Source organism: Vibrio sp. 10N.247.310.24 (assembly GCF_041467175.1).
GTDB classification, from domain to species: domain Bacteria; phylum Pseudomonadota; class Gammaproteobacteria; order Enterobacterales; family Vibrionaceae; genus Vibrio; species Vibrio tasmaniensis_A.
In genome coordinates, this window is record NZ_JBFSUD010000009.1 from 77,096 (window position 1) to 102,044 (window position 24,949).

Annotated in this window: 24 protein-coding genes; 18 read left to right on the top strand and 6 right to left on the bottom strand. The window is 44.3% G+C overall.

All coding sequences use genetic code 11. The features are described 5' to 3' along the window. Positions 1-63: 63 nt before the first annotated feature. Positions 64-3,216, bottom strand: a complete 3,153-nt coding sequence (rne, locus tag AB6E08_RS04680; protein WP_372063832.1) for a ribonuclease E — start codon at positions 3,214-3,216, stop codon at positions 64-66. A 618-nt stretch (positions 3,217-3,834) separates the two neighbouring features. Between rne and rluC the strand changes: the two genes are divergently transcribed. Beyond that, complete coding sequence (rluC, locus tag AB6E08_RS04685) at positions 3,835-4,779, top strand: 23S rRNA pseudouridine(955/2504/2580) synthase RluC (protein ID WP_371707014.1); 945 nt, start codon at positions 3,835-3,837, stop codon at positions 4,777-4,779. 252 nt (positions 4,780-5,031) lie between these two features. Here rluC and AB6E08_RS04690 read toward each other — a convergent pair whose 3' ends face one another. Then, positions 5,032-5,613: a nucleoside triphosphate pyrophosphatase gene (locus tag AB6E08_RS04690; protein WP_017099037.1), complete on the bottom strand. Its 582-nt coding sequence runs from the start codon at positions 5,611-5,613 to the stop codon at positions 5,032-5,034. 149 nt (positions 5,614-5,762) lie between these two features. Between AB6E08_RS04690 and yceD the strand changes: the two genes are divergently transcribed. From yceD to AB6E08_RS04765, 15 genes are all read left to right on the top strand, one after another. Further along, the gene (yceD, locus tag AB6E08_RS04695; protein WP_004733994.1) at positions 5,763-6,290 is read left to right on the top strand and encodes a 23S rRNA accumulation protein YceD; all 528 of its coding nucleotides are present in this window, start codon (positions 5,763-5,765) and stop codon (positions 6,288-6,290) included. 44 nt (positions 6,291-6,334) lie between these two features. Then, positions 6,335-6,505 carry a 50S ribosomal protein L32 gene (gene rpmF / locus AB6E08_RS04700; protein WP_004737376.1) on the top strand — a complete coding sequence of 57 codons (171 nt, stop codon included), beginning with the start codon at positions 6,335-6,337 and terminating at the stop codon, positions 6,503-6,505. A gap of 9 nt (positions 6,506-6,514) precedes the next feature. Next, on the top strand, positions 6,515-7,540 hold the full coding sequence (gene plsX / locus AB6E08_RS04705) for a phosphate acyltransferase PlsX (RefSeq protein WP_012603565.1): 1,026 nt from the start codon (positions 6,515-6,517) through the stop codon (positions 7,538-7,540). Between the two features lie 5 nt (positions 7,541-7,545). Then, entirely contained in the window at positions 7,546-8,496 is a 951-nt protein-coding gene (locus AB6E08_RS04710) for a beta-ketoacyl-ACP synthase III (RefSeq protein ID WP_010437276.1), read from the top strand. Between the two features lie 80 nt (positions 8,497-8,576). Next, on the top strand, positions 8,577-9,500 hold the full coding sequence (gene fabD, locus AB6E08_RS04715; RefSeq protein WP_012603567.1) for an ACP S-malonyltransferase: 924 nt from the start codon (positions 8,577-8,579) through the stop codon (positions 9,498-9,500). A 25-nt stretch (positions 9,501-9,525) separates the two neighbouring features. Further along, entirely contained in the window at positions 9,526-10,260 is a 735-nt protein-coding gene (gene fabG / locus AB6E08_RS04720) for a 3-oxoacyl-ACP reductase FabG (protein WP_029222897.1), read from the top strand. A 166-nt stretch (positions 10,261-10,426) separates the two neighbouring features. After that, a complete protein-coding gene (gene acpP, locus AB6E08_RS04725) occupies positions 10,427-10,660 on the top strand; it encodes an acyl carrier protein (protein WP_012603569.1) in 234 nt (77 codons plus the stop codon). A 93-nt stretch (positions 10,661-10,753) separates the two neighbouring features. Beyond that, positions 10,754-11,998, top strand: a complete 1,245-nt coding sequence (gene fabF / locus AB6E08_RS04730) for a beta-ketoacyl-ACP synthase II (RefSeq protein ID WP_004736554.1) — start codon at positions 10,754-10,756, stop codon at positions 11,996-11,998. 103 nt (positions 11,999-12,101) lie between these two features. Continuing rightward, a complete protein-coding gene (pabC, locus tag AB6E08_RS04735; RefSeq protein ID WP_269334936.1) occupies positions 12,102-12,980 on the top strand; it encodes an aminodeoxychorismate lyase in 879 nt (292 codons plus the stop codon). Next, on the top strand, positions 12,977-13,993 hold the full coding sequence (mltG, locus tag AB6E08_RS04740) for an endolytic transglycosylase MltG (RefSeq protein ID WP_012603571.1): 1,017 nt from the start codon (positions 12,977-12,979) through the stop codon (positions 13,991-13,993). Before pabC ends, mltG begins: the two co-directional genes overlap by 4 nt. Before the next feature lie 10 nt (positions 13,994-14,003). Continuing rightward, complete coding sequence (gene tmk, locus AB6E08_RS04745; protein WP_017099458.1) at positions 14,004-14,636, top strand: dTMP kinase; 633 nt, start codon at positions 14,004-14,006, stop codon at positions 14,634-14,636. 6 nt (positions 14,637-14,642) lie between these two features. Next, positions 14,643-15,608 (top strand): DNA polymerase III subunit delta', encoded by a 966-nt coding sequence (locus AB6E08_RS04750; RefSeq protein WP_017099457.1) that lies wholly within the window; start codon positions 14,643-14,645, stop codon positions 15,606-15,608. Next, positions 15,599-16,366 carry a TatD family hydrolase gene (locus AB6E08_RS04755; protein ID WP_017099456.1) on the top strand — a complete coding sequence of 256 codons (768 nt, stop codon included), beginning with the start codon at positions 15,599-15,601 and terminating at the stop codon, positions 16,364-16,366. The genes AB6E08_RS04750 and AB6E08_RS04755 overlap by 10 nt, the downstream gene beginning before the upstream one ends. 444 nt (positions 16,367-16,810) lie before the next feature. Continuing rightward, complete coding sequence (gene ptsG, locus AB6E08_RS04760; RefSeq protein WP_009848984.1) at positions 16,811-18,241, top strand: PTS glucose transporter subunit IIBC; 1,431 nt, start codon at positions 16,811-16,813, stop codon at positions 18,239-18,241. A 391-nt stretch (positions 18,242-18,632) separates the two neighbouring features. Further along, entirely contained in the window at positions 18,633-19,037 is a 405-nt protein-coding gene (locus AB6E08_RS04765) for a hypothetical protein (RefSeq protein WP_017100270.1), read from the top strand. Between the two features lie 58 nt (positions 19,038-19,095). Here the strand turns inward: AB6E08_RS04765 and AB6E08_RS04770 are convergent, their stop codons facing one another. The 3 genes from AB6E08_RS04770 to AB6E08_RS04780 all read right to left on the bottom strand — a co-directional run bounded on the left by AB6E08_RS04770 (position 19,096) and on the right by AB6E08_RS04780 (position 21,748). Then, positions 19,096-19,194 carry a methionine/alanine import family NSS transporter small subunit gene (locus tag AB6E08_RS04770; RefSeq protein WP_009848986.1) on the bottom strand — a complete coding sequence of 33 codons (99 nt, stop codon included), beginning with the start codon at positions 19,192-19,194 and terminating at the stop codon, positions 19,096-19,098. Between the two features lie 2 nt (positions 19,195-19,196). Further along, a complete protein-coding gene (locus AB6E08_RS04775) occupies positions 19,197-20,657 on the bottom strand; it encodes a sodium-dependent transporter (protein ID WP_372063838.1) in 1,461 nt (486 codons plus the stop codon). Between the two features lie 497 nt (positions 20,658-21,154). Continuing rightward, positions 21,155-21,748: a hypothetical protein gene (locus AB6E08_RS04780; RefSeq protein ID WP_029223909.1), complete on the bottom strand. Its 594-nt coding sequence runs from the start codon at positions 21,746-21,748 to the stop codon at positions 21,155-21,157. A gap of 145 nt (positions 21,749-21,893) precedes the next feature. On the opposite strand from AB6E08_RS04780, the gene AB6E08_RS04785 reads away from it, so the two are divergent. Both AB6E08_RS04785 and AB6E08_RS04790 read left to right on the top strand, forming a co-directional pair. Beyond that, complete coding sequence (locus AB6E08_RS04785; RefSeq protein WP_102248935.1) at positions 21,894-21,983, top strand: YnhF family membrane protein; 90 nt, start codon at positions 21,894-21,896, stop codon at positions 21,981-21,983. 41 nt (positions 21,984-22,024) lie between these two features. Then, on the top strand, positions 22,025-23,227 hold the full coding sequence (locus AB6E08_RS04790) for a patatin family protein (RefSeq protein WP_372063840.1): 1,203 nt from the start codon (positions 22,025-22,027) through the stop codon (positions 23,225-23,227). Between the two features lie 178 nt (positions 23,228-23,405). Here AB6E08_RS04790 and pyk read toward each other — a convergent pair whose 3' ends face one another. After that, a complete protein-coding gene (gene pyk / locus AB6E08_RS04795; RefSeq protein ID WP_012603578.1) occupies positions 23,406-24,854 on the bottom strand; it encodes a pyruvate kinase in 1,449 nt (482 codons plus the stop codon). Between the last annotated feature and the right edge of the window lie 95 nt (positions 24,855-24,949).

The window sequence follows — 24,949 nt, forward strand, 5'->3', positions numbered from 1 at the left end:
AAAGGGCGACTTATGAATAAGTCGCCCTTAGATAGTTCTCTGCAGATTACTCTGCGAAGCTCATTAGTATTGAGGTTTAGTCATGCCTGCGCCGGCTTTATTTGACGCTGCTTGGCTACCTGCACCTTTCGATACAAAACGCTCAGTACGGAATGGAGCCGCAACAACTTGAATCTCTTTGATCTCTTGAGGACCAGGAGCTTTAGTCATTGGTGAACCTGCTTGTTTTTTAGCAACAGCTGCCTTTGGTGCCGCTTTAGGAGCTTCTGCTTTTACAACAGGCGCTTCTTCAACTTTTGCACTTTCAGCTTTAGGTGCTTCAGCTTCAACAACTGGTGTTGTCTTTTCTACTGCAACAGGCGCTTCGACTTTCGTCGCTTCTACAATCACTGGAGCTTCAACTTTTTCAGTTTCAACAACCACTGGTGCTTCTTCAACGACTACAGGATCTTCAACTACCGCAGGAGCTTCAGTTACCTGAGTTTCAACGACAGTTTCAGCTTCTTCACGGCGGATAATGACTTTACCCATCGCAAGTTCAGGACATGCAAAGCCGCCAGCCATAGCTGTGTTACTTTGTGGTGCCGTCTCTTGAGCTACGTTTTGCTCTTGTACAGCAACTTGAGTTTCAACTGCTACTTGAACTTCAGCCACTTCAGGTTTTGCCTGATTATGGTGAGGTTTTGGAATGAAGCGAGGCATCACTTTACCCATAGCCATCTCTGGAGAAGCTACACCACCTTTACGTAGGCGGAATGGGTTAGGACGACGATCACGACCGCGACGACGACGTTGACCACTTGCACGTAGGTGACGTGGAGAACGACGGTTGCGACGTTGCTTCGGCTCTTCCTGTTCTGTTTGTTCATCAGCGTTTGCTTGAGTTGCTTCTACTTGTTCCGCAACTTTTTGCTCTTGAGCTACTGATTGTTCTTTCGCAATAGACTGTTCTTTAGCAACAGCAGACTCATTTGACGAGTTTTCTGAAGCTTCAGCTTGTTGGTCTTTAATACGAACTTGTTTGTTCAGTTTACGACGCTGACGACGCTCTTTAATCTTAGCTGCTTTCGCTTCTGGCTTAGCCTTAGGCGCTTCTAGTTTATCAGCTTGAGCTTCTGCCGCTAGCTGTAGACCTTCTTCTGCTAATTTAGATGGTGCTAGCTCTTCGCGTTGCTTCTGCTCATCACGTGGCTTATTGCGACGGTCTTGCTTAGGCTTACGAGGCTGGCGATTTTGCTGTGGAGCAGTTTCTTTCTGCTCTTCAGGTTTCTCATCACGAACTGGTTTACGACGGCGTTTGTTGTCACGGTTTTCGTTACGATTGTCACCACGCTCACCACGTTGTTCACCACGGTCACCACGTTGGTTACGACGACGGTTATCGTTACGATCACGGCGTTGACGGTTGCCGTTGTTGCGATTGTTCTTAGGTTTCTCTTCTTGCTTCTCTTCTTCTTTTTTCTCTTCTTGAGTTGAAGAGCCAAATAAGAAGCTACCGATAGCTTTGAAGAAACGACCAACTAAACCTGGTTCTTGAGTCGCTGCTGATTCAGCTTTTTTCTCTTCTACAGCTTTAGGAGCTGGAGCAGGAGTCGGTGCTGATTGAGCAGGAGCTGCGAAGCCTTTAAGAGCTGGCTCTTCGATCTTCTTAGGACGAATAGTCTGTTCTGCAGGCTCTTTGCTTTCTGCTTCTTTTAGAGCTTCTAGCTTGGTAGGCAGCAAGTAAGACAGTAGGTCGAACTCTTCACCTTCACGAACACGGATAACCTCAAAGTGCGGTGTTTCCATATCAGAGTTAGGAACTACAGTGATCTTAACTTCTTGGTTCTTCTCGATGTGGTTTACTGAGCGACGTTTTTCGTTCAATAGGTAAGAAGCGATAGGAACAGGGACTACAGCAAGAACTTGCGCAGTGTTGTCTTTTAGAGCTTCTTCTTCGATCAGACGTAGAACAGATAGTGCTAGAGATTCGTTATCACGAACAACACCAGTACCTGTACAACGAGGACAAATGTGGTGGCTTGCTTCTGCTAGTGATGGACTCAAACGTTGACGAGACATCTCTAGAAGACCAAAGCGAGAAATACGACCAATCTGAACACGTGCGCGATCTAAACGAACGGCATCACGTAGACGGCTTTCTACTTCGCGTTGGTGGCGAACCGGAGTCATATCGATAAAGTCGATAACAACAAGACCACCTAGGTCACGTAGACGTAATTGACGTGCAATTTCATCGGCTGCTTCTAGGTTAGTGTTAAGTGCTGTTTCTTCGATATCGCCGCCCTTTGTTGCACGAGCAGAGTTGATATCGATAGAAGTCAGAGCTTCTGTTGGGTCGATTACGATAGAACCACCAGATGGAAGACGAACTTCACGTTGGAAAGCAGATTCGATCTGGCTTTCAATCTGGTAATGGCTGAATAGTGGTACTTCACCATCGTATTTCTTAACGCGATTCATGAAATCTGGGCGTATTAATTGAATGTGCGCTTGTGCACGTTCAAAAATAGTATTGCTGTCGATTAGAATCTCGCCAATATCACGACGTAGATAGTCACGAATCGCACGAACGATAACGTTACTTTCTTGGTGAATAAGGAAAGGAGCTGCATTTGAATCAGAAGCTTGCTTGATAGCGCCCCAGTGATTCAATAGAACGTTCAAGTCCCACTCTAGCTCTTCTGCACTTTTGCCTACACCCGCTGTACGCACAATTAAGCCCATACCTTGAGGAAGCTCAAGAGTGCTTAATGCTGCTTTCAGTTGAGTGCGTTCATCACCTTCGATACGACGAGAAATACCGCCAGCGCGAGGGTTATTTGGCATAAGAACTAAGTAACTACCCGCCAAAGAGATGAAAGTTGTCAGTGCAGCGCCTTTGCTACCACGTTCTTCTTTCTCAACTTGTACGATTACTTCTTGTCCTTCTCTTAGCACTTCTTTAATGCTAGGACGGCCTTGGTATGTATAACCTTCAGGGAAGTATTCGCGGGCAATTTCTTTAAGAGGGAGGAAACCGTGACGTTCTGCGCCGTAATCAACAAATGCCGCTTCTAGGCTTGGTTCAATACGGGTAATACGTCCTTTGTAGATATTCGCTTTCTTTGATTCGTGACCTGGACTTTCGATATCTAGATCGAACAGTCGCTGGCCATCAACCAAAGCGACACGCAACTCTTCTTTTTGAGTTGCGTTAATTAACATTCTTTTCATTTAGAAATTCTCATTGTCTTTTCTTATTTTCATCATTGGTCTTATCGCTTTAGTTCGTTTCTCATGGTGCCAGATCCCATGGCTTTATCGGTGCAGCCTCCCGGCTGGAGAGGGATGCTCTGGGGCACGTCAGTCATCATAGGGAGTTAGCCTATGATCCGCGATGTGGCGGTGAATACTCAACATGAGTGTACGTGAGTAGAGCGATAAGGAACTCAGTTGACCGTGTCTTACGCCGATTGCAGCACTGTCTAATCTGAGTCATCTACTCATTTACTTGCTTATGAATGGTTAGCTGTTTAAATATTAGTCAATCCATTGATAGCAGCTGTGAACTATAGCAGTGGTCGGTAAACACAGCAATCTGCTTTGTCGTAATGCGGTAAAAAAAACAGTTTTTGTTTGGGTTTTGATAGCTCTAACTCACTGTCTATAAATAATTTATCAATTGATATTTTAATTTGCAGGAAGCTTGGTGCTTTTTTGTTCGGAGAATCAAAGAAATATAGAACTTCAATGACCTTTTAGGGATAGAGTCGCAGGGATTTTAGATAAATAAGTTCAGAATAGGGTTAAGAAAATCTCAATTATCAAAAGTGACAGTGATACAATAACCCAATGAGCGAAATTAGAACCCAAGTCCAATTTGTCGACATTGACGAAGATATGGCTGGTCAGCGTATTGATAACTTCTTACGCAACCAATTAAAAAACATCCCGAAAAGCATGATTTACCGAATCGTGCGTAAAGGCGAAGTCCGCGTTAACAAGAAACGTATCAAGGCTGAGTACAAACTAAAAGCTGGCGACTTAGTACGTATCCCTCCCGTTACTATTGAAGAGAAAACGGAAGAGAACGTACTGAGTACGAAACTCAATAAGGTTTCGGAATTGGAACAGTGCATCATCTATGAAGATGATCACATGCTGATTCTCAATAAACCATCAGGTACTGCGGTTCATGGTGGCAGCGGCTTGAAGTTTGGCGCGATTGAAGCATTGCGTGCTCTTCGCCCTGATGCTCGTTTTCTTGAGTTAGTGCACCGTATTGATAGAGATACGTCTGGCATTTTGCTTGTTGCTAAGAAGCGCTCGGCGCTAAGACACCTTCAAGCACAGTTCCGTGAAAAAACGGTTCAAAAATACTATTTCGCTCTAGTGATGGGCGAATGGAAGAACAGTTGTAAAGTCGTCAACGCACCTTTGTTAAAAAATGAAGTGAATAGCATTGTTCGAGTGAACCCGAATGGTAAAGCTTCTGAAACCCGCTTTAAGGTTTTAGAGAAATTCCAAGAGGCGACGTTGATTCAAGCTAGCCCAATTACAGGCCGTACACACCAAATCCGTGTGCACGCTCAGTATACTGGTCATCCAATAGCTTGGGATGATCGTTACGGTGATCGCCGTTTCGATGCTTATACGGGTAAAGTAGGACTGAATCGTCTGTTCTTACATGCAGCCAACATCAAGTTTACCCACCCAGGTAGCGAAGAGAAGATGGATATCTCGGCGCCAATGGAAAGAAGGCTAGAGAAAGCCTTAACTGGTTTACGTAAGCTTTAAGAAGATACGAGATATTTCGTGAATTGAGTATCGATGCATCAAATGGAAAAGGTTGACGAATATCGTCAACCTTTTTTTGTTGTCATATGTTGCAGAAGCTCCCCAACTCGCTCGTTCCTCGCTCTTGAGGATGACGACTTTTTAAGGTCACGTTCTATATCATTAGCGGATTAGATAAAATTGCGCGTTCCGTCACTCCCTAGACTGACGAAGGAAGGAGTAGGGAATCTCCAACAGAGTGGTAAGTATCGCTTACAACACGTTCATTCCTTGTGCCTCAAGCATATCGACTAAATCGATCAGAGGTAAGCCGATCAGCGTGTTTGGGTCTTTACCTTCCATCTGTTTAAACAATGCAATACCTAACCCTTCGCACATAAAACTGCCCGCGCAGTAATAAGGCTGCTCTTTCTCAACATAAGAAATGATCTGTTGCTCAGTTAAATCGCGGAAATGCACAACAAAGGTGTCGAGACGCGTGTCAGCTTTATTGGTCTCGCTGTTCCATACCGTTATCCCAGTATAGAAAGTGATGCTCTTACCACTTTGACGAGACAATTGCTCAATCGCTTTCTCACGAGTATGAGGTTTGCCAATGATTTCTTCGTCAATCACACATACTTGATCGGAACCAATCACTAGGCTTGGTTGTTCGACAGCACAAGACTTGGCTTTGGTTTCAGCAAGACGCATTACCAATTGTTGAGGAGTCTCTTCTGGAAGTGGCGTTTCATCGCAGTCAGGCTTCGCTGTGACAAAGTCTAACTGTAGTTTTTTGAGGATCTCTTGCCTAAATGGAGATGTAGAAGCTAAAACTAGTTGGTAATTTCTCATTTTAATTTACAATTCGTGTAAGCATTTAGTTCAGGATAACGTAACTTAGCCTGCTATTCATAATGCTCTGAACAGGAAAGGTAGGAAAGTACATTTTTTTTGCCATTTCCTTTGACTAAACACGATTTGGAAGATAAGATTCGCGCCCTATGCAAAAGGAAAAAATACCGCGTACAGTTGATCCGGCAAGAACGGCTCAAAAACGACTCGATATGGATGGTATCATTCAAGTCAGTCTTTTAAAGCGTTTAACCGAAACAACTGAAGGCGTAAAACGTGACGCGCAAGTCTCAATGTCATTTGGGCTTGATGAACAACGATTAGTCGTTATCTCTGGTAAAGCTAACGTCGAAGTCGATTTAGAGTGTCAACGTTGTAATGAGGTTTTCGCACATGAGTGCGATGTCCAATTTACTTATACTCCTGTTTACAGCGAGAAAAGTGAAGAGGAAGCACCGGAAGAGTACGATTTGGTAGATCTGAACGAGTACGGTGAGTTAGACCTGATTCAATTAGTTGAAGACGAGTTCATCCTTGGATTGCCACAAATAGCAATGCACGACGATGCGAAATGTAGCGTTAACTCAAATAACTTGGTGTTTGGTGAACTTCCTGAAGAAATTGAGGAAGATAAAAAGCCGAATCCATTTGATGTTTTAAAAAACTTAAAGAAGTAACTTATTAGTAAGTATCTTTAAGAATTTACATAGGAGTAGGGTCAATGGCCGTACAAAAGAGCAAGAAATCACGTTCAATGCGTGGCATGCGTCGTTCACACGATGCGCTAACTACAGCTGCACTTTCTGTAGACGCAACTTCAGGTGAAACTCACCTACGTCACAACGTGACTGCCGAAGGTTTCTACCGCGGCAAAAAGGTTATCAACAAGTAAGGTTGACCTTTGCAAAATCTAACCGTTGCGCTTGATGCAATGGGCGGGGACTTCGGTCCTCGTGTTACAGTGCCTGCCGCCGTGCAGGCACTGTCGTATTTCCCAGAGCTAAAAGTCATTCTAATAGGTGATCGAAACGCGATCACATCTCAATTATCTTCATTAGGTCGAATGCCTGATTCTCGTTTGAGTATCCAGCATTGTGATCGAGTCATTTCCAATTCTGAAAAACCTTCACTGGCCCTACGCAACAGTCAGGGTAGCTCTATGCGTGCTGCTATCGATCTGGTTGCCGAGTCACAAGCTGATGCTTGTGTGAGTGGTGGCAACACCGGCGCACTGATGGCGTTATCTCGTTTCCGACTCAAACTCCTTCCTGGTATTGATAGGCCTGCATTGGTTTCAGCTTTGCCTACCGCTTCTGGCAACCGTACATGGATGCTTGATTTAGGAGCGAACGTTTCTAGTGACGCGGATTCACTGTTTCAGTTTGCCGTAATGGGCAGTGCATTAGCAGAACAACATTTAGGTCGCGTGCCTCGTGTCGCTATCTTGAATATCGGCGCTGAAGAAATCAAAGGCAATGACCTTGTAAAACGATGCGCTGAAATGTTGTCGAATACTCAGTCTGTGAACTTCATAGGCTATATTGAAGGTAATCAATTACTTCAAGATGCTGCTGATGTCGTCGTATGTGATGGTTTTGTGGGCAATGTCTGCTTAAAAACGTGTGAAGGTACGGCTCAGCTCTTTATTGATAAGCTAAAAACGCGCATGATGGCTTCAACAATAAAGGGTTGGATCGCCAGAATGTTGTTTTCTGAGCTATTTACTGAATTAAAAACCTTGAACCCCGACCAGTATAACGGCGCAAGTTTGTTAGGATTGCGCGGCATTGTCATTAAAAGCCATGGAAGTGCTGATGTGTCTGCAGTCGTCAACGCGATTGGTGAGGCAGTACACGAGGTCAAACGACAAGTCCCCAGTCGCATTAGCGATCGTTTGGAAGCGGTTTTACTCGAGAGGCATTATTAGTCTTCATGTATAGCAAAATTTTAGGTACTGGCAGCTACTTGCCATCTCAGGTGCGTACTAACGCAGACTTAGAGAAAATGGTAGAGACTAGCGATGAGTGGATCGTTGCTAGAACAGGTATTAAAGAGCGTCGTATTTCAGCGGAAAACGAAACTGTTGCGGATATGGCGTTTTACGCTGCTGAGAATGCCATTGAAATGGCAGGTATCGACAAAGAAGATATTGATTTAATCATCGTTGCGACAACCAGCAGTAGCCACACATTTCCGTCTTCGGCATGTCAGGTACAAGGCAAGCTTGGTATCAAAGGCTGCCCTGCGTTTGATTTGGCTGCGGCGTGTTCTGGTTTTGTCTACGCACTGTCTGTTGCTGATCAACACATCAAGACTGGCATGTGTAAGAACGTTTTGGTAATCGGTGCGGATGCACTGTCAAAAACCTGTGATCCGACTGACCGCTCTACTATCATCTTATTTGGTGATGCTGCAGGTGCGGTGGTTGTTGGCGCAAGCGAAGAGCCAGGTATTTTGTCTACTCACATTTACTCTGATGGTAAATATGGTGAGCTTCTAAGCCTAGAAGTTCCAGAGCGTGGCGGTGATGCGGACAAATGGTTGCACATGGCGGGTAACGAAGTATTTAAAGTGGCGGTAACTCAGCTTTCTAAGCTAGTGAAAGACACATTAGCGGCGAACAATATGGATAAGTCAGAGCTTGATTGGTTAGTTCCACATCAAGCGAACTACCGTATTATCTCGGCAACCGCTAAAAAGCTGACGATGTCGCTTGATCAAGTTGTGATTACTCTTGATAAGCACGGCAATACGTCGGCAGCTACCGTACCAACGGCCCTTGATGAGGCAGTTCGCGACGGGCGAATTAAACGTGGTCAAACGCTTCTACTTGAAGCGTTTGGTGGCGGCTTCACTTGGGGTTCTGCGTTAGTTAAATTCTAACCCCAAGCGATAATCAACAAACAAGGCACATAACTTATGTGCCTTATTCAATTTTTTGCTTTGCTTAAAGGAAAATTACTATGAGCAAATTTGCTATCGTATTCCCAGGCCAAGGCTCTCAAGCTATCGGTATGCTTGCTGACCTAGGCGAACAGTATGATGTTGTTAAAAAGACATTTGCTGAAGCTTCAGAAGCACTTGGTTACGATCTATGGGCATTGGTTCAAGATGGTCCAGTAGAAAATCTAAATGAAACTTTCCGTACTCAACCGGCTCTACTAACAGCGTCTGTTGCAATCTGGCGTGTATGGCAAGAGCTTGGTCTAGAGCAACCTGCAAACCTAGCCGGCCACAGCCTAGGCGAATACTCTGCACTAGTGTGTGCGGGTGTTATCGACTTTAAAGAAGCGATCAAGCTAGTTGAGCTACGTGGTCAACTGATGCAAGAAGCGGTTCCTGCGGGTGTTGGTGCAATGTACGCAATCATCGGTCTAGATGATGAAGCGATTGCTAAAGCGTGTGAAGAAGCGGCACAAGACGAAGTTGTGTCTCCAGTTAACTTCAATTCACCTGGCCAAGTTGTTATCGCGGGTAACAAAGCAGCAGTAGAGCGCGCTGGTGCACTATGTAAAGAAGCGGGTGCTAAACGTGCACTTCCTTTACCAGTATCTGTGCCGTCTCACTGTGCCCTTATGAAGCCTGCAGCAGACAAGCTAGCAGTTGCTCTAGAAGCTCTAGAGTTCAACACGCCGGCACTGCCTGTTATCAATAACGTTGATGTTATTGCTGAAACAGACCCGGCAAAAATCAAAAGCGCACTTGTTCGCCAGCTGTACAGCCCAGTTCGTTGGACTGAAGGTGTACAAGCTATGAATGAGCAAGGCGTAGAGAAGCTACTAGAATTAGGCCCAGGTAAAGTTCTTACCGGTCTAACAAAACGAATCGTAAAAACTATGACAGCTGCTGCAGTTAATGACACTGCATCACTAGAAGCTGCTAAGTAAATAAACACTTAATAGAGAAGTTATGATGAATTTAGAAGGCAAAGTTGCACTAGTTACAGGCGCAAGCCGTGGTATCGGTCGTGCAATCGCTGAACTTTTAGTTGAGCGTGGTGCTAAAGTTATCGGTACTGCTACGTCTGAAGGCGGCGCTGCTGCAATCAGTGAGTACCTAGGTGAGAACGGTAAAGGTCTTGCTCTTAATGTAACGGATGTTGACTCAATTGCAGCTACACTGAAAACCATCAACGATGAATTCGGTGCGATTGACATTCTGGTTAACAACGCAGGTATCACTCGTGATAACCTACTTATGCGTATGAAAGACGATGAATGGAATGACATCATCGATACTAACCTAACGCCTATCTTCCGCATGTCTAAAGCTGTATTGCGTGGCATGATGAAGAAGCGTCAAGGACGTATCGTAAACGTTGGTTCTGTAGTCGGTACTATGGGTAACGCTGGTCAAGCTAACTACGCAGCTGCAAAAGCAGGCGTAATTGGTTTTACTAAATCAATGGCTCGTGAAGTTGCGTCTCGTGGTATTACAGTGAACACTGTAGCACCTGGTTTCATCGAAACTGACATGACTAAAGCGCTAAATGATGACCAACGTGCAGTAACTTTGGCGAATGTACCAGCAGGTCGACTAGGTGACCCTCGCGAAATCGCTGAAGCTGTGGTATTTTTGGCGTCACCTGCGGCAGCTTATATCACAGGTGAAACACTTCACGTCAATGGCGGTATGTACATGGTGTAAATTATGTGCAACATTTGTGCATGATTTAAGTCAAGATCATACGTAATTTCGGTTAAAATCGTGAAAATTGTGGTTTGACCAGAAAAGTTGACCTTGCAACTTTCAATAGATTGAATAAACTACGGAAAACATCGCATAAAGCGAACTCTGTAAAGGAAAAGAAAAAATGAGCAACCTCGAAGAACGCGTAAAGAAAATCATTGTTGAACAGCTAGGTGTAGACGAAGCTGAAGTTAAAAACGAAGCTTCTTTCGTTGATGACCTAGGTGCAGATTCTCTAGACACAGTTGAGCTAGTAATGGCTCTAGAAGAAGAATTCGACACTGAGATTCCAGATGACGAAGCTGAGAAAATTACTACTGTTCAAGCTGCTATCGATTACGTAACTAGCGCTCAGTAATAATCTCTCCCAGGCGGTCACCTCGACCGCCTGTGTTTTATCTAACTCATCTATCCTCATCTTAAATCACCTCAATCCCCGGAGTGTAATATCGTGTCCAAGCGTCGTGTAGTTGTCACTGGCATGGGTATGTTGTCGCCGGTAGGCAACACTGTAGAATCTTCTTGGAAAGCCCTGCTAGCTGGTCAAAGTGGTATCGTTAATATCGATCATTTTGACGCAACCAATTTCTCAACTCGTTTTGCAGGTCTAGTTAAAGACTTTAACTGCGAAGAGTATATGACTAAAAAAGATGCTCGTAAGATGGACTTGTTCATCCAGTACGGCGTCGCAGCAGGTATTCAAGCTTTAGATGATTCAGCCCTAACTATTACTGAAGAAAACGCTCCTCGTGTAGGCGTTGCTATCGGTTCTGGTATTGGTGGTCTTGGTTTGATCGAAGCCGGTCACAAGGCTCTAACTGAAAAAGGCCCTCGTAAAATAAGCCCGTTCTTCGTACCGTCGACGATCGTGAATATGATTGCGGGTCACATGTCTATCATGCGTGGCCTACGCGGTCCAAACATCGCGATCTCTACAGCATGTACGACTGGCCTACATAACATTGGCCACGCGGCTCGTATGATTGCATACGGCGATGCTGACGCAATGCTAGCGGGTGGTGCTGAAAAAGCATCGACACCACTAGGTATGGGCGGTTTTGGTGCGGCTAAAGCACTGTCTACTCGTAACGATGAGCCTCAAAAAGCTTCTCGTCCATGGGACAAAGGCCGTGACGGCTTCGTTCTTGGTGACGGTGCAGGCATGATGGTTCTTGAAGAGTATGAACATGCTAAAGCTCGTGGCGCTAAGATTTACTGTGAGCTAGTTGGCTTCGGTATGTCGGGTGACGCTTACCACATGACATCTCCAAGTGAAGATGGTTCTGGTGGCGCACTAGCAATGGAAGCGGCTATGCGTGATGCTGGCATTACTGGTGAACAAATCGGTTATGTTAACGCACACGGTACTTCGACTCCTGCAGGTGACGTAGCGGAAGTGAAGGGCATCAAGCGTGCTCTTGGCGAAGCAGGCAGCAAGCAAGTCTTGGTTTCTTCTACGAAATCAATGACTGGCCACCTTCTAGGTGCTGCGGGTTCTGCTGAAGCGATCATCACTGCGATGTCTCTAATTGATCAAATTGTTCCACCAACAATCAATTTAGATGATCCTGAAGAAGGCTTAGATATTGACTTAGTACCTCACACTGCGCGTAAAGTTAGCGGTATGGAATATGCTGCATGTAACTCATTCGGTTTCGGTGGTACTAACGGCTGTTTGATCTTCAAAAAGATTTAATCATCTTATATAAGAGTCAAACATCGTAGATAGTCATAATTAGAACTGTTTTTAAACGGCTCGATGCTTTAGCATTGAGCCGTTTCTTTTTATGGGGAAAAACATGTTTTGGGTTGATGGAGAAAGTCAGCAAACTGTCGATATCTTAGATCGCTCGTTTCAGTATGGAGACGGCTGTTTTACTACCATGCTTGTTCAAGATGGCCAGATTCAATATTTTCACGATCATCAGCGTCGTGTTGATGATTGTCTTAAAGCGTTACGCATTTCCGAACTTGATTGGAATACGGTTAACCTTTGGCTCGATAATGCACTTGAACATATCCAACACAATGCGCTTCCTGGTACAAAGAGCCTTAATGGTTCAACGAATCTTCAAGACAAAAACAAGCCTCATAATGAAAAAGCAGGGCTCAAGCTGCACGTTAGCCGTGGGGCTGGCGGTCGTGGCTACAGTGCCAAGAATATCGCCAAGCCAACAATCACCATCAGTACATTTGATTACCCAAATCATTATTCCGCGTGGCAAGATTCCGGTGTAGAACTCGGTATCTGCCAACAAGCACTGGGTTTGAGCCCATTATTGGCCGGTCATAAGCACAATAATCGCCTTGAGCAAATCTTGATGAAAGATGAAATGGATCAGGCCGGTGAAGTGGATGGCGTGGTTCTGGATATATCAGGTAACGTGATTGAAACCACCATGGCTAATCTGTTTTGGCGAAAAGGGCAGACGATTCACACTCCTCAACTGACGCAAAGTGGCGTTGCAGGGGTTATGCGTAAGCAAGTGTTAACCGCGCTGAATCAAGCTGAATTTTCCGTTACTATTAGTGACTACTGCTTATCTCAACTCATGCAAGCTGATGAGGTTTTCATGACCAACTCCATTTTAGGGGTTGCCCCAGTTACCCGTATTAGTGATACCCAATTCAACATTGGAACCGTTACTCGTAGCCTTCAAGGACAACTAAACTCGTGATCAAAAAGTTATTTATTTTTATTATCTTGTGCCTAATCGCAGCCGCGGCTGCTGGTTTTTATGTTTACAACCAAGCGCAAGATAACCTGAAACAAGTTATTCAATTAGAAAAACCACAAGTCGTGACTGTTGCTTCAGGTAGCAGCTTTAACCGCGTTCTAGCCCAGTTGATTAACGAGGGGCTTTTCGAGGCTTCTCCTTATGAGAAATTAATCCGTAAGTTACATCCTGAGCTTGTAGACGTAAAAGCGGGTACATTCCTGCTTGAACCGGGTTTAACCTTAGAGCAGGCGCTACAAGTGCTTGTAGAAGGGAAGGAGCACCAATTTACCATTACCTTTGTAGAAGGCAGTCGTTTTGACGAGTGGCTTGTTCAGCTAAAAGACAACGAATTCATTCAGCAGACGTTGAATGATGTCTCTGAAAAAGAGATCGCACAAAAGCTTGGTATTGAAAATGAAAAGCTAGAAGGCCTTTTCTTAGCGGAAACATACCACTACACCTATGGCACAACGGATTTAGATTTGTTGAAACGTGCCCACCGAGATCTAATGAACGTGGTCAATGATGAGTGGGAAAATAGAGCCGATAAACTGCCTCTTAAATCGCCTTATGAAGCTTTAATTCTTGCGTCTATCATCGAGAAAGAGACTGCTGTCGCTTCTGAGCGTGAGCGTGTGTCTTCTGTATTCGTTAACCGCTTGAACAAGCGTATGCGTTTGCAAACTGACCCAACGGTTATCTACGGCATGGGCGATAGCTACAAAGGCAATATTCGTAAGAAAGATCTACGCACACCAACGCCGTACAACACCTATACAATGAGCGGTTTGCCGCCAACACCGATCGCGATGGCGGGTAAAGCGTCTATCAACGCGGCTCTGAATCCAGAGAAGAGCAACTACCTTTATTTTGTTGCGAGTGGAACCGGCGGTCACGTATTTTCAAAGAGTTTGACTGAGCATAACCGTGCAGTACGAGCTTACTTAAAGCAATTAAGAAAAAACAAATAAAGAAAGAATTATGAATCAGTCGAAATTTATCGTGGTTGAAGGCCTTGAAGGTGCTGGCAAAAGTACAGCAATCAATGCCATCGTTGAGACATTGAAAACAGCTGGTGTCGCTGACATCGTTAATACTCGTGAACCCGGTGGTACCGTGCTTGCCGAGAAGATGCGCTCGTTGGTCAAAGAAGAACACGAGGGCGAGAAGCTTCAAGACATGACTGAGTTGCTGCTGATGTACGCAGCGCGTGTTCAATTAGTAGAAAACGTCATCAAGCCTGCACTAGACAGTGGTAAATGGGTGTTGGGTGATCGCCATGATATGTCTTCTCAAGCATACCAAGGTGGTGGTCGTCAGATCGCTCGTAGCACTATGGAATCACTGAAAGCAACCACGCTAGGCGGCTTTAAGCCAGATTTAACACTATATTTGGACCTAGACCCTAGAGTCGGGCTTGAACGCGCTAGAGGTCGTGGTGAGCTTGATAGAATTGAAAAGATGGACATCTCATTTTTCGATCGCACGCGTGAGCGTTACTTAGAAATTGCAGGGCAAGACGATTCTGTACTCGTGATTAATGCACAGCAAGAGATTGAGCAAGTGGCTGCTGATATTAAAGTTGCGCTAGGTGCTTGGCTCGATAAACAGTAGGTAGTCATGGCTGAAGTTTATTCTTGGCTCACACCTGTATGGAGTGAGTGGAAAAAAAGTCTCGATGCAGAACGTTTTCCTAACTCTGTGATCGTTAATGCGCCTGAAGGGCTGGGCGTGGAAGCGCTGGTTAGTCAGCTCACGTCGGCACTGATGTGTGTTAACTACGAAAGTGAAGCATGCGGCTTTTGTCACAGCTGTGAATTAATGAAGTCGGGGAGTCACCCTGATTTCCATGTAATCGAACCTGAGAAAGAAGGTAAATCGATTACCGTTGACCAAGTGCGTGCGAGTAACCGCTGGGCTCAACAGTCGTCACAGTTGGGTGGCTTGCGTGTCATTTTGCTTAGTCCGGCTGAAGCGATGAATGAATCGGCGTCTAATGCGCTGTTGAAAACACTGGAAGAACCTGCGAGTAATTGTATTTTCATCCTTTCAACGCGCAACAGTAATCGCTTAATGCCAACTATTCTTAGCCGTTGCCAGCAATTTAATGTGGTGTGTCCACAATTGGATGCAGGATCGGCATGGTTAAATGGAGAAGTTGGTAAAACGGTTCCTCAGTACATACTGACATTGAACGACAACGCCCCCCTGAAAGCGAAAGCAATGTTTGATCAAGGTGGCGTCGAAGCTTCAACAAAAGCGCTCGATGGCTTTGTGAATGTGATAAAAGGCACTCAACCCGACATGCTGAAGTTCTCTACAGAGCTTAGCAAAGACCCTTTGATTCAACTTAGCTGGCTTTGGCATTTATTGTCAGATGTACAAAAGCTGCATTTTGGTTTAGCTAATCAGGCTATCATTCCGAGTGCGAAAGCACTGTGTGAGGTGATGTCTTATCAAAGTGCTTATGCAGCGTCGAATAAACTGCTGATATTGATTGAGCAGTTAAAGCAACACCCTGGGCTCAATACGGAGCTACTCATAATGAATTGGCTGATAGCCACTTGCGAGGAAACATGTTCGTAGATTCCCATTGTCATTTAGACAAACTGGATTACCAAGATTTACACACCAGCGTAGAAGACGTGGTTAATAAAGCGAAAGCAGCCAACGTTGACCAACTGCTTTCTGTCGGTGTGACGTTGGATTCGTTTGAAAACATGCTTGAGATGATCTCGCCGTTTGATAACGTTAAGGCTTCGTGTGGCGTTCACCCTCTCGACGTAGAGAGCGACTTCTGTTTAGAAAGAATGCGTGAGTACGCGAGCAACCCGAAAGTGGTAGCTATTGGTGAAACTGGCCTAGATTATCATTACCAACCAGAGACTGCAGAGCTACAACAGCTCAGGTTCAAGCAGCACGTTGAGTTGGCTGTTGAGCTTAATAAACCTTTGATCATCCACACGCGTAACGCGCGTGAAGATACGTTAGCTATTTTACGCGATGGCGGAGCAGAGAAGTGTGGTGGTGTGATTCACTGCTTTACTGAAGATCAAGCGTTCGCTGAAGCAGCAATGGAATTAGGTTTCTATATCTCGATTTCAGGTATTGTGACCTTTAAACAAGCCACAGAACTTAAAGACGTTGTGAAAAACCTACCTCTAGATAGGTTGCTGATCGAAACGGATTCGCCATATTTGGCGCCAATTCCATATCGTGGTAAAGAGAATCAGCCTGCATATGTAGTCGAAGTTGCGGCTTATATCGCCCAGTTAAAAGGGGTATCAATGAAAGAGGTTGCTGAACAAACGACCAAAAATTACCAAAAACTTTTTTTGCGATAGAAATCTAACTAAACAAACAAAAGGGAGCGAAAGCTCCCTTTTTGTGTTTTTGATCACCAAAAATGCGTTTTTTTTTAATGTTTACGGAATATGTTGAACTTGAGAGCGTGAATTACAACATTTGTAATTTTGTTACTAAAAATAACATTACCCTCTATTTTATTTACTCAGTAAAATAATAGGGATGGATTATAATTTATTTATTTTTCAGCTAGTTAGTGGCTTGTAAAGCATTGCATTTCTATATTTGACATGTGATCCAAGACGTGTTTTGAAACTAAATTTCGTAAGTGACTAGAAAGTTAGTTCCCCATCAATATATATTTAGCGGCAGAAAATATAATGCAATACATGGTTACATTTTCACTGGGTGCTAACATATAGGCTACGGGGGTGTGCCGTTAGGACCCATATAATTATTTTATCTTTATCAGGAGCATAAACATGTTTAAGAACCTTTTTGCTAGCCTGCAGAAAGTTGGTAAGTCTCTGATGCTACCAGTATCAGTTTTACCAGTTGCGGGTATTTTGCTAGGTGTCGGTGCAGCAGACCTTCCTTTCATTCCAGAAATCGTTTCAAACTTAATGGAACAAGCGGGTGGTTCAGTATTCGGTCAAATGGCACTACTGTTCGCAGTAGGCGTAGCACTTGGCTTTACTAATAACGACGGTGTAGCTGGTCTAGCTGCTATCGTTGGTTACGGCATCATGACTGCTACACTAGGCGTAATGGCTGGTGTAATGGGCGTTGATAAAATCGACACTGGTGTACTAGGTGGTATCCTAGTCGGTGGTGTTGCTGCTTGGGCATTCAACCGTTTCTTCCGTATTCAACTACCAGAGTACCTTGGCTTCTTCGCTGGTAAGCGTGCTGTGCCAATCATCACAGGTTTCTCTGCGATTGGTCTAGCAATCCTACTATCTGTAGTATGGCCACCAGTTGGCGGCGCTATCTCTGCGTTCTCTGATTGGGCTGCTCACCAAAACCCACAAGTGGCGTTTGGTATCTACGGTATCGTTGAGCGTTCTCTGATTCCATTTGGTCTTCACCACGTTTGGAACGTACCTTTCTTCTTCGAAGCTGGTACTTGTGTAAACGCTGCTGGCGAAACTCAAAACGGTGTTCTTACTTGTTACCTAGTTGCTGATGACGCATCTCGTGCAGCGGGCAATGGCTTCGGTCAGCTAGCTGGTGGTTACATGTTCAAGATGTTCGGTCTACCTGCTGCTGCAATCGCGATTGCACATTCAGCTAAACCTGAAAACCGCGCTAAAGTAATGGGCATCATGGCTTCTGCTGCGTTGACTTCATTCCTAACGGGTATCACTGAACCAATCGAATTCTCATTCCTATTCGTTGCTCCTGTACTGTACGCAATCCACGCTCTATTAGCTGGTTCAGCATACGTTCTTGCGAACACTCTAGGTTTTGTACACGGTACATCTTTCTCACACGGTCTAATCGACTTCCTAGTTCTATCTGGCAACGCGTCTAAGATGGGTCTAATGGTTGTATGTGGTGTTGCTTACGCTGCAATTTACTACATCGTATTCCGCACTGTGATTAAAGCACTTGACCTTAAAACTCCGGGCCGTGAAGACGAATCTGAAGAAGAAGTAGTTGCTACAGGTTCTGAACTTGCTGGTGAGCTAGTTGCTGCATTCGGTGGTAAAGCGAACATCACTGGTCTTGACGCTTGTATTACTCGTCTACGTGTTGCAGTAGCTGATACCGCTCTTGTTGACCAAGACAAACTGAAGAAACTAGGCGCTGCAGGTGTTGTTGTAGTTGCTGGTGGCGTACAAGCTATCTTCGGTACTAAGTCTGACAACCTTAAGACAGACATGGATGAGTGGATCCGTAACAACGGTTAATTCGCTGATTCAATAAATTGAAAGGAGGCCTTACGGCCTCCTTTTTTGTTTTCTGCAATATGCAAAATATCCTCACGTTTAATACCAATCGTAGTAAATAACTGGTCATCCTAGCTTGTTAAAAACCTCGATAACTTCGTTAGAATTTTTGATTGTAGAATAGCTACTTATCAAAAAATTATGCCTTGTTCTCAAGATTTTTTCCTGCGCTATTCCTGAACACTTACTTACTGTGATTGGTATAAGCTCTTCTTACTCAACTAGTTCTACTCAACTCTATGTGTTGAAGGCCGATACCGAACCTTGAGCGCCAGTTCGCTTTTACCTAGCGATGACACCTCTCTTTGTGAACCCAGTACACTACCATTTTTAAAAACAGTCTGAGAATATTATGAAACATCGTTATTTGGTCGGCCTTATGTGCTGCAGCGGAGCCGCGTTTGTGCATGCTTCTGAAGCACCAGATTTGGAAGTTGGATTAGCCATTGACCAAGACCTGAGTGTCGTTGTCGAATTTGATCAGAAATACCGTGCCACGATTGGCAACGACGGTGCTGCATTTGACTATATTTTGAAGCGTGGTCAGTTTGAGACTGAAGCTCCGTTGAGTTGGTATGTCGGTGCAGGTGCTTGGGCTGAGTGGAATGATGATTTTGGCTTACGTTTGCCTTTAGGTGTTAAAGTGAACTTCTACGAAGGTTGGAATGCGTACGCGCAAGTTCACCCTGAGCTCGACATGTATAAAGGTGTTGAATTACAAGTGGGTGGTGCACTGGGTATCACCTACAAATTCTAGGTGATGAGACAAAAAATGCCAGCTTAGTAGCTGGCATTTTTGAATGGTTTAAATAAGGTTATTTCTGTTTGTCCATTGCACGCTTTATGCAAATTGCAGCACCACCCCAAGTGATACCAAGACCAAGAACCATCATAATAATCGCACTCGTTGTCATGATTATGCTTCCTTCTTACTTGTCATATTTATGATAATGCCAATCGCTAGTAATCCTGCGATCATTGCCCAACCAAGAGTCAGGTCGTAGCCACCGTAACCGTCTGTAAACAATGCGCTTAGTTTTGTTGCAAGAATGATTGCAAGCATAACTGGAGTGACGAAGCGTAAACATACGTTAAACCATACGCCAATAGAGAAATCTGAAATCTCATTGACGTACGCACGTACATCGCTAACTTTGTTTAGTAACCATGCCATTAGAAGGATTTCAATGAATCCGCCTACCATGATGCCGACGTTGTTAGCGAAGTGATCGACTAGGTCTAGTAGAAGTAGGCCGCCGTTAGTTGCAAATGCCATAGACACCACAACACCAACGCCAATAACAATACTTGCTGCTTTTTTACGGCTCCAGTTCAGCTTGTCCATAATTGCAGATGTTACTGCTTCCATAATTGAGATATGAGAGCTTAAACCAGCCACAACAAGTGCAAAGAAGAATAGTGGACCCAGAATATACGGTGCTGGAAGTAAATTAATCGCAGCAGGTAGCGTAACAAACGCAAGGCCAACGCCTGCTGATACAACTTCAGTTAATGGTTTACCTTGTTCTTGAGCCATGTAGCCAAGAACAGAGAAAATCATAATACTCGCAAGAATTGAGAAACCACAGTTGATAAGAACCGTCATGAACGCGTTGTTCGTGATATCTGATTTTTCAGGCAGGTAGCTTGAGTAAGCCAGCATGATCGCAAAACCGATACTTAGCGTGAAGAAGATTTGTCCATAAGCAGCAGCCCATACTTTTACGTCCCAGATCTTGCTGAAATCAGGTTCGAACATGTAGTTCACACCATCTAGAGCACCAGGAAGGAAAACCATGCGTCCGATAAGCAAAATCACCATTATGAACAACACTGGCATCATTACTTTAGAAGCACGTTCGATACCAGCTTTAACACCACCCACGATAGCTGCATAAGTGATTGCCCAAGCGAGTAACATTGCGCCAGCGATGCCCCATTGGATGCTACCTAGGTTCGTCGGTGAGTTATCACCTAGAGCTAGATATTCACTGAAGAAGAATGCGTTAGTGTCTGTTCCCCAGCTTTGATTGAATGACATACCGAAGTATGAAATTGCCCAACCGATAACGGCAACATAGTAGACCGCGATGACAGCCGCTACACCCACTTGGAACCAGCCAAGCCACTCAAATTTTGAGTTGATGCGCGCTAAGGTTGCAGGTGCAGAGCCACGATATTTTTGACCCATACTGAACTCTAGGATCATAAATGGGATACCAGCCGTAAGCATGGCAAATAGATATGGAATGAAAAAAGCACCGCCGCCATTTTCATAAGCCATATATGGAAAACGCCAAATGTTTCCTAAACCAATAGCAGATCCTACTGCGGCAAGGATAAATCCTGCTCGGGATCCCCACTGTTCTCGCTTCATATTTAACTCCTTTACAACTTCCCTGAGGTATGAAGCTTCTCGTCACGCTGTGCTTGGTAAGGAGATGATAGTTAAAACAGGCAAACGGTTTGACTGTTTACTTTATCTTCCGTGATTAAGCAAAAGTTTAGATTATTATGTTGTTAGCGATTGGAGGACTCAGCGGATAATTCTTAATTGTTTGATGTGTGTTTGCATAACCTGAAATATTCAGCTGATGCGTGCTAATGAGCCTACCTAGTTAGAATGGTTAAAGCAATAGATTAGGTATGTTTAATAACTGTGGTCTTATGGTCTTTAAGATGTTAAATGATGGTTATTTTAGAGGTATGAATTGGTTTGGGGTTTTCTGATTGGTTTATGTGTCTAATTTTTTCTGTTTTATTAGGTTATATGACTTTATTTAAAAGTAGAGCGTATGACTGAAATTCATACACTCTATAGTTGAACTGACCAACTATTCGGAGGTTCTATTGGTATGAGATGGTCATCGATACTTAGAAAGTAAAACTCAGTCCGACATTGGCTTGGAATTGGTTCATCCAGTCGGTATCAAAGCGGATGATGCACTCTTGCCCGTTACTTGGGATGTTACAAACACCGGAGGTGTCGTTATCGACAACGGTACCTAACCAACGTAGTTGTGTGTTTAACGCTAATCGGTCACTAAATTTGTACTCTAAACCACCAAAGATAGAGGTTGAGAACCCATACTTATCTTTTGCCCAGTCTACATCGACGTAAGAAGCACCAAGGCCTAACCCCAAATAACCAGACAACACAGAAGAAGCTGGGTAGTAAATGCTACTTTGAAAGTGCAGGTATTGGATGGAGGAGCTTAGGTTGAGCGTTTCTAATTCAGAGCTTTGATTAGAATAGAAAAAGCCGATGCGTCCTTTTTCAAATGGCGTTTCAATCGCAAAGGTGTAGTTTTCAGACCCTTTCATATCATAGGTTTTACCGTCCTGGTCTTCGACACTGCCACCGCCTGTATAGCCCACCATCGGAGTAATGATGATCTCCGGCGAGGCATGTACGCTCGAAACGGAGATAAGCGTAATCAGTGCCATTATATTTGCTTTGTTATTCATGAGTATATCCTTATCCATACACTTACTAATTGTGATGGTTACATCAATATTGTGCGACTAATTTCGACGATTCTTGAAGATACTTCACACACCTGATAGTACTTAAATAGAGACTCGACAAATTAATAATAAGACAGAGGTGTCTATGGACCATAATCTGAAAAATGCCCTACAAATAACGGTTGTCATCTACGCAATCATTCTCTCATTTGGCTTTATTGCAATTGGTAGTTAATACCATCTATTGCGAGGCTGGGTTTTTATACTCAGGGAATAATGAATAGTGGGATTATAACCAATATTGATACAGCAATAGACTTAGATTATTACGCTAAGTTTATTGCTGGAAAAACAGCACTGGTCGCCCAAGATGGCGGACAGAGAAGTATTTTTACTTCTGGAGTGCTGGATGCCTTTCTTCTTTCAAATTTTGATCCCTTCGACGAGTTTTTTGGTACCTCTGCAGGTGCTCTTAATTTGTGTGCTTATCTGTGCCGCGATAAAGGCCTTGGCCGTTCTTTCCTTCTCGACCTCACAACATCACCTGAATTCTTCAATCTCTTTTCTTATATACGACACAGAAAGAACCTTGGATTAGAATGGGCCTTAGAACAAATCATGGCTTACCCATATAAGCTTGATTTGGATTTAGGACGACAAACGCTAGGCGATCGCCATTTCTATGCAGCCGTCACGGATTCTAAAGACTTACGAGATCACTACTTTCCAGTATTGGGTGAAGATTGGTACAAAGTGATGATTGCAACCTGTGCGATTCCTCGCTTATACAATGATGAAATCTTTATTGGCGACAATGCTTATGTGGATGGTGGTGTATCAGCTTGCATCCCAGTTCAAGAAGCGTGGCGTAGACAAGCCCGTTCCATTGTTGTGATCCGAACTGAGCCTACGCTAGAGGAAGAGGTCGAGGTTCAAGCTAACAGTACGCGATTAAAAACACCCAAACCGATATCAGCCGAAGAACTGGAATGGTTCCGCGAATCTTTTGACAGTGTTCAAGGTCATTGGCAACAAAAAGTGGAGCAGTGGAAAACCGATTGGAGCTCGTTCTTTCAACAACAAATTCTCAGCTCAAAAGAACAGAAGCGCGACAGATCACATTTGGATTTACTGAATGGTGGTCGATGGTTATTCGGGGCGGATGACATCTATAGATTAAGTCATTTAATTGGTGATAAGTTTGATTCCGGCTTAGCAGATATGCTGATGGTGCATTACCAAACTTACTCATTGACTCAGGATTTTTTGAACTCCCCACCAGACGATGCTTTTGTAGTGCAAATTGCCCCGAGTAAGCCGCTGAAATCCAATTCATTAATGAGTAATAAAGAAGATTTACTGCACGATTATGAATTGGGTTTAGAAGCCGGTTACCGATTTGTTGAAACTTATACCTCTACGAAAAATGCCCGCAGTTCACACATGCCACAGTTGGCAACCATTGCTGCTGAGAAGTAATGCTTGAGGTTGATTAATAATATTTGAAGTTGATGAGTTAGCATGCTGTGAGCTGAACGTGCTGTTTAAACTGATCGTTAGTGAGTCGTGTTCTGAAATGAAAAGGGTTATTGAACTTGGTTCGATAACCCTTTTTTGTCATGAGACTAGGCAAATCGTTTCGCCTTACGGGCAAACATTAGGTGACAGGCAAGATTCTCATACAGTTGGTTGATCCCGCCACATCCATAATGTCGCCTTGAGTGACGATAACGAGATCGCCAAACTTAAGATGCTCTTGCTCTTTTAGGCAGGTGAGCGTAGATAGGGCAATGTCAAAACTGTCTTTGGCTTCTGTCTCGAAGTAGATAGGTGTTACACCTCGGTACAAGGTACAGCGATTAAGTGTTCCTTCGTTACGAGATAGTGCGTAGATAGGCATATCTGCACTTAGACGAGACATCATCAGTGCAGTACGGCCTGATTCAGTGAGAGTGACTACGCCTTTAATGCCTTCCATATGGTTTGCCGAGTAGATAGTCGCCATCGAAACGGTTTCTTCGGCGGTCACAAACGTGCGGTCAATTCGGTAATTGGATTGGTTGTTAATCCCCGCCATTTTCTCAGCACCAATACACACTTCAGCCATCGATTTTACGGTTTCGACCGGGTAATCACCTGCAGCTGTTTCACCTGAAAGCATGACCGCATCTGTTCCATCAAGTACCGCATTGGCAACGTCCATGACTTCGGCACGGGTTGGCATTGGCGCTGAAATCATCGATTCCATCATTTGGGTTGCGGTGATCACCGTTCGGTTAAGCGCTCTAGCACGGCGTATAAGCTGCTTTTGTACTCCGACCAATTCAGGATCGCCAATTTCGACTCCGAGGTCACCACGAGCCACCATGACCACATCTGAGGCCATTATGATGTCATCCATGTTCTCAACAGTGGCTACCGTCTCTGCTCGCTCTACTTTTGCTACAAGGTGAGCTTCTAAACCTGCTTCACGTGCGAGCTGACGAGCGTAGTGCATGTCTTCGCCGTTGCGTGGGAAAGACACCGCGAGGTAATCCACTTTGATTTGTGCGGCGGTGACGATGTCGCGTTTGTCTTTTTCTGTCAGCGCTTCTGCGGACAAGCCGCCGCCTTTTTTGTTTATGCCTTTATTATTCGAGAGAGGGCCGCCAATGATGACTTCGGTATGAACGCGACAACCTTCCACTTCGGTTACTTTTAGCTGCACACGACCATCGTCGAGCAACAGGATGTCGTTAGCTGAAACGTCGTTAGGTAATTCTTTATAATCAAGGCCGACCGCTTGTTGGTTGCCTTCGCCTAAACCAAGGCTACTGTCGAGAGTAAATTGGTCACCAACGGCAAGTTGGATTTTGCCATCTTTGAATGTTGACACTCGAATCTTGGGACCTTGTAAGTCACCGAGAATAGCGATCTGAGTACCAAGCTTTTTGGCTATTGCTCGGACATTTTCTGCACGTTGTATATGGTCGTCGCTAGTGCCGTGAGAGAAGTTCATACGGACGACATTGGCACCGGCTTTGATGATCTCTTCAAGCACGTTACCTTTATCAGTAGAAGGGCCTAGCGTTGTGACGATTTTCGTTTTTCTTAATTCGGCTGTCATGAATACTCCTAGAGTGAGGCCAAGTAATCTATTAAAAGACTAGGGCGTGTTGATCTTTCGAGCTGATTTTTGCAGCGAGTTGCTGGGTATTTATA

What these genes read in the sequence shown, in the direction of transcription:
- rluC (WP_371707014.1), top strand. Translation starts at nt 3,835, where the DNA reads ATGAGCGAAATTAGAACCCAAGTCCAATTTGTCGACATTGACGAAGAT.
- AB6E08_RS04780 (WP_029223909.1), bottom strand. Translation starts at nt 21,748, where the DNA reads ATGAATAACAAAGCAAATATAATGGCACTGATTACGCTTATCTCCGTT.
- yceD (WP_004733994.1), top strand. Translation starts at nt 5,763, where the DNA reads ATGCAAAAGGAAAAAATACCGCGTACAGTTGATCCGGCAAGAACGGCT.
- rne (WP_372063832.1), bottom strand. Translation starts at nt 3,216, where the DNA reads ATGAAAAGAATGTTAATTAACGCAACTCAAAAAGAAGAGTTGCGTGTC.
- AB6E08_RS04690 (WP_017099037.1), bottom strand. Translation starts at nt 5,613, where the DNA reads ATGAGAAATTACCAACTAGTTTTAGCTTCTACATCTCCATTTAGGCAA.
- ptsG (WP_009848984.1), top strand. Translation starts at nt 16,811, where the DNA reads ATGTTTAAGAACCTTTTTGCTAGCCTGCAGAAAGTTGGTAAGTCTCTG.
- rpmF (WP_004737376.1), top strand. Translation starts at nt 6,335, where the DNA reads ATGGCCGTACAAAAGAGCAAGAAATCACGTTCAATGCGTGGCATGCGT.
- pyk (WP_012603578.1), bottom strand. Translation starts at nt 24,854, where the DNA reads ATGACAGCCGAATTAAGAAAAACGAAAATCGTCACAACGCTAGGCCCT.
- acpP (WP_012603569.1), top strand. Translation starts at nt 10,427, where the DNA reads ATGAGCAACCTCGAAGAACGCGTAAAGAAAATCATTGTTGAACAGCTA.
- AB6E08_RS04770 (WP_009848986.1), bottom strand. Translation starts at nt 19,194, where the DNA reads ATGACAACGAGTGCGATTATTATGATGGTTCTTGGTCTTGGTATCACT.
- AB6E08_RS04755 (WP_017099456.1), top strand. Translation starts at nt 15,599, where the DNA reads ATGTTCGTAGATTCCCATTGTCATTTAGACAAACTGGATTACCAAGAT.
- AB6E08_RS04710 (WP_010437276.1), top strand. Translation starts at nt 7,546, where the DNA reads ATGTATAGCAAAATTTTAGGTACTGGCAGCTACTTGCCATCTCAGGTG.
- fabD (WP_012603567.1), top strand. Translation starts at nt 8,577, where the DNA reads ATGAGCAAATTTGCTATCGTATTCCCAGGCCAAGGCTCTCAAGCTATC.
- tmk (WP_017099458.1), top strand. Translation starts at nt 14,004, where the DNA reads ATGAATCAGTCGAAATTTATCGTGGTTGAAGGCCTTGAAGGTGCTGGC.
- AB6E08_RS04750 (WP_017099457.1), top strand. Translation starts at nt 14,643, where the DNA reads ATGGCTGAAGTTTATTCTTGGCTCACACCTGTATGGAGTGAGTGGAAA.
- AB6E08_RS04765 (WP_017100270.1), top strand. Translation starts at nt 18,633, where the DNA reads ATGAAACATCGTTATTTGGTCGGCCTTATGTGCTGCAGCGGAGCCGCG.
- AB6E08_RS04790 (WP_372063840.1), top strand. Translation starts at nt 22,025, where the DNA reads ATGAATAGTGGGATTATAACCAATATTGATACAGCAATAGACTTAGAT.
- AB6E08_RS04785 (WP_102248935.1), top strand. Translation starts at nt 21,894, where the DNA reads ATGGACCATAATCTGAAAAATGCCCTACAAATAACGGTTGTCATCTAC.
- AB6E08_RS04775 (WP_372063838.1), bottom strand. Translation starts at nt 20,657, where the DNA reads ATGAAGCGAGAACAGTGGGGATCCCGAGCAGGATTTATCCTTGCCGCA.
- pabC (WP_269334936.1), top strand. Translation starts at nt 12,102, where the DNA reads ATGTTTTGGGTTGATGGAGAAAGTCAGCAAACTGTCGATATCTTAGAT.
- fabG (WP_029222897.1), top strand. Translation starts at nt 9,526, where the DNA reads ATGAATTTAGAAGGCAAAGTTGCACTAGTTACAGGCGCAAGCCGTGGT.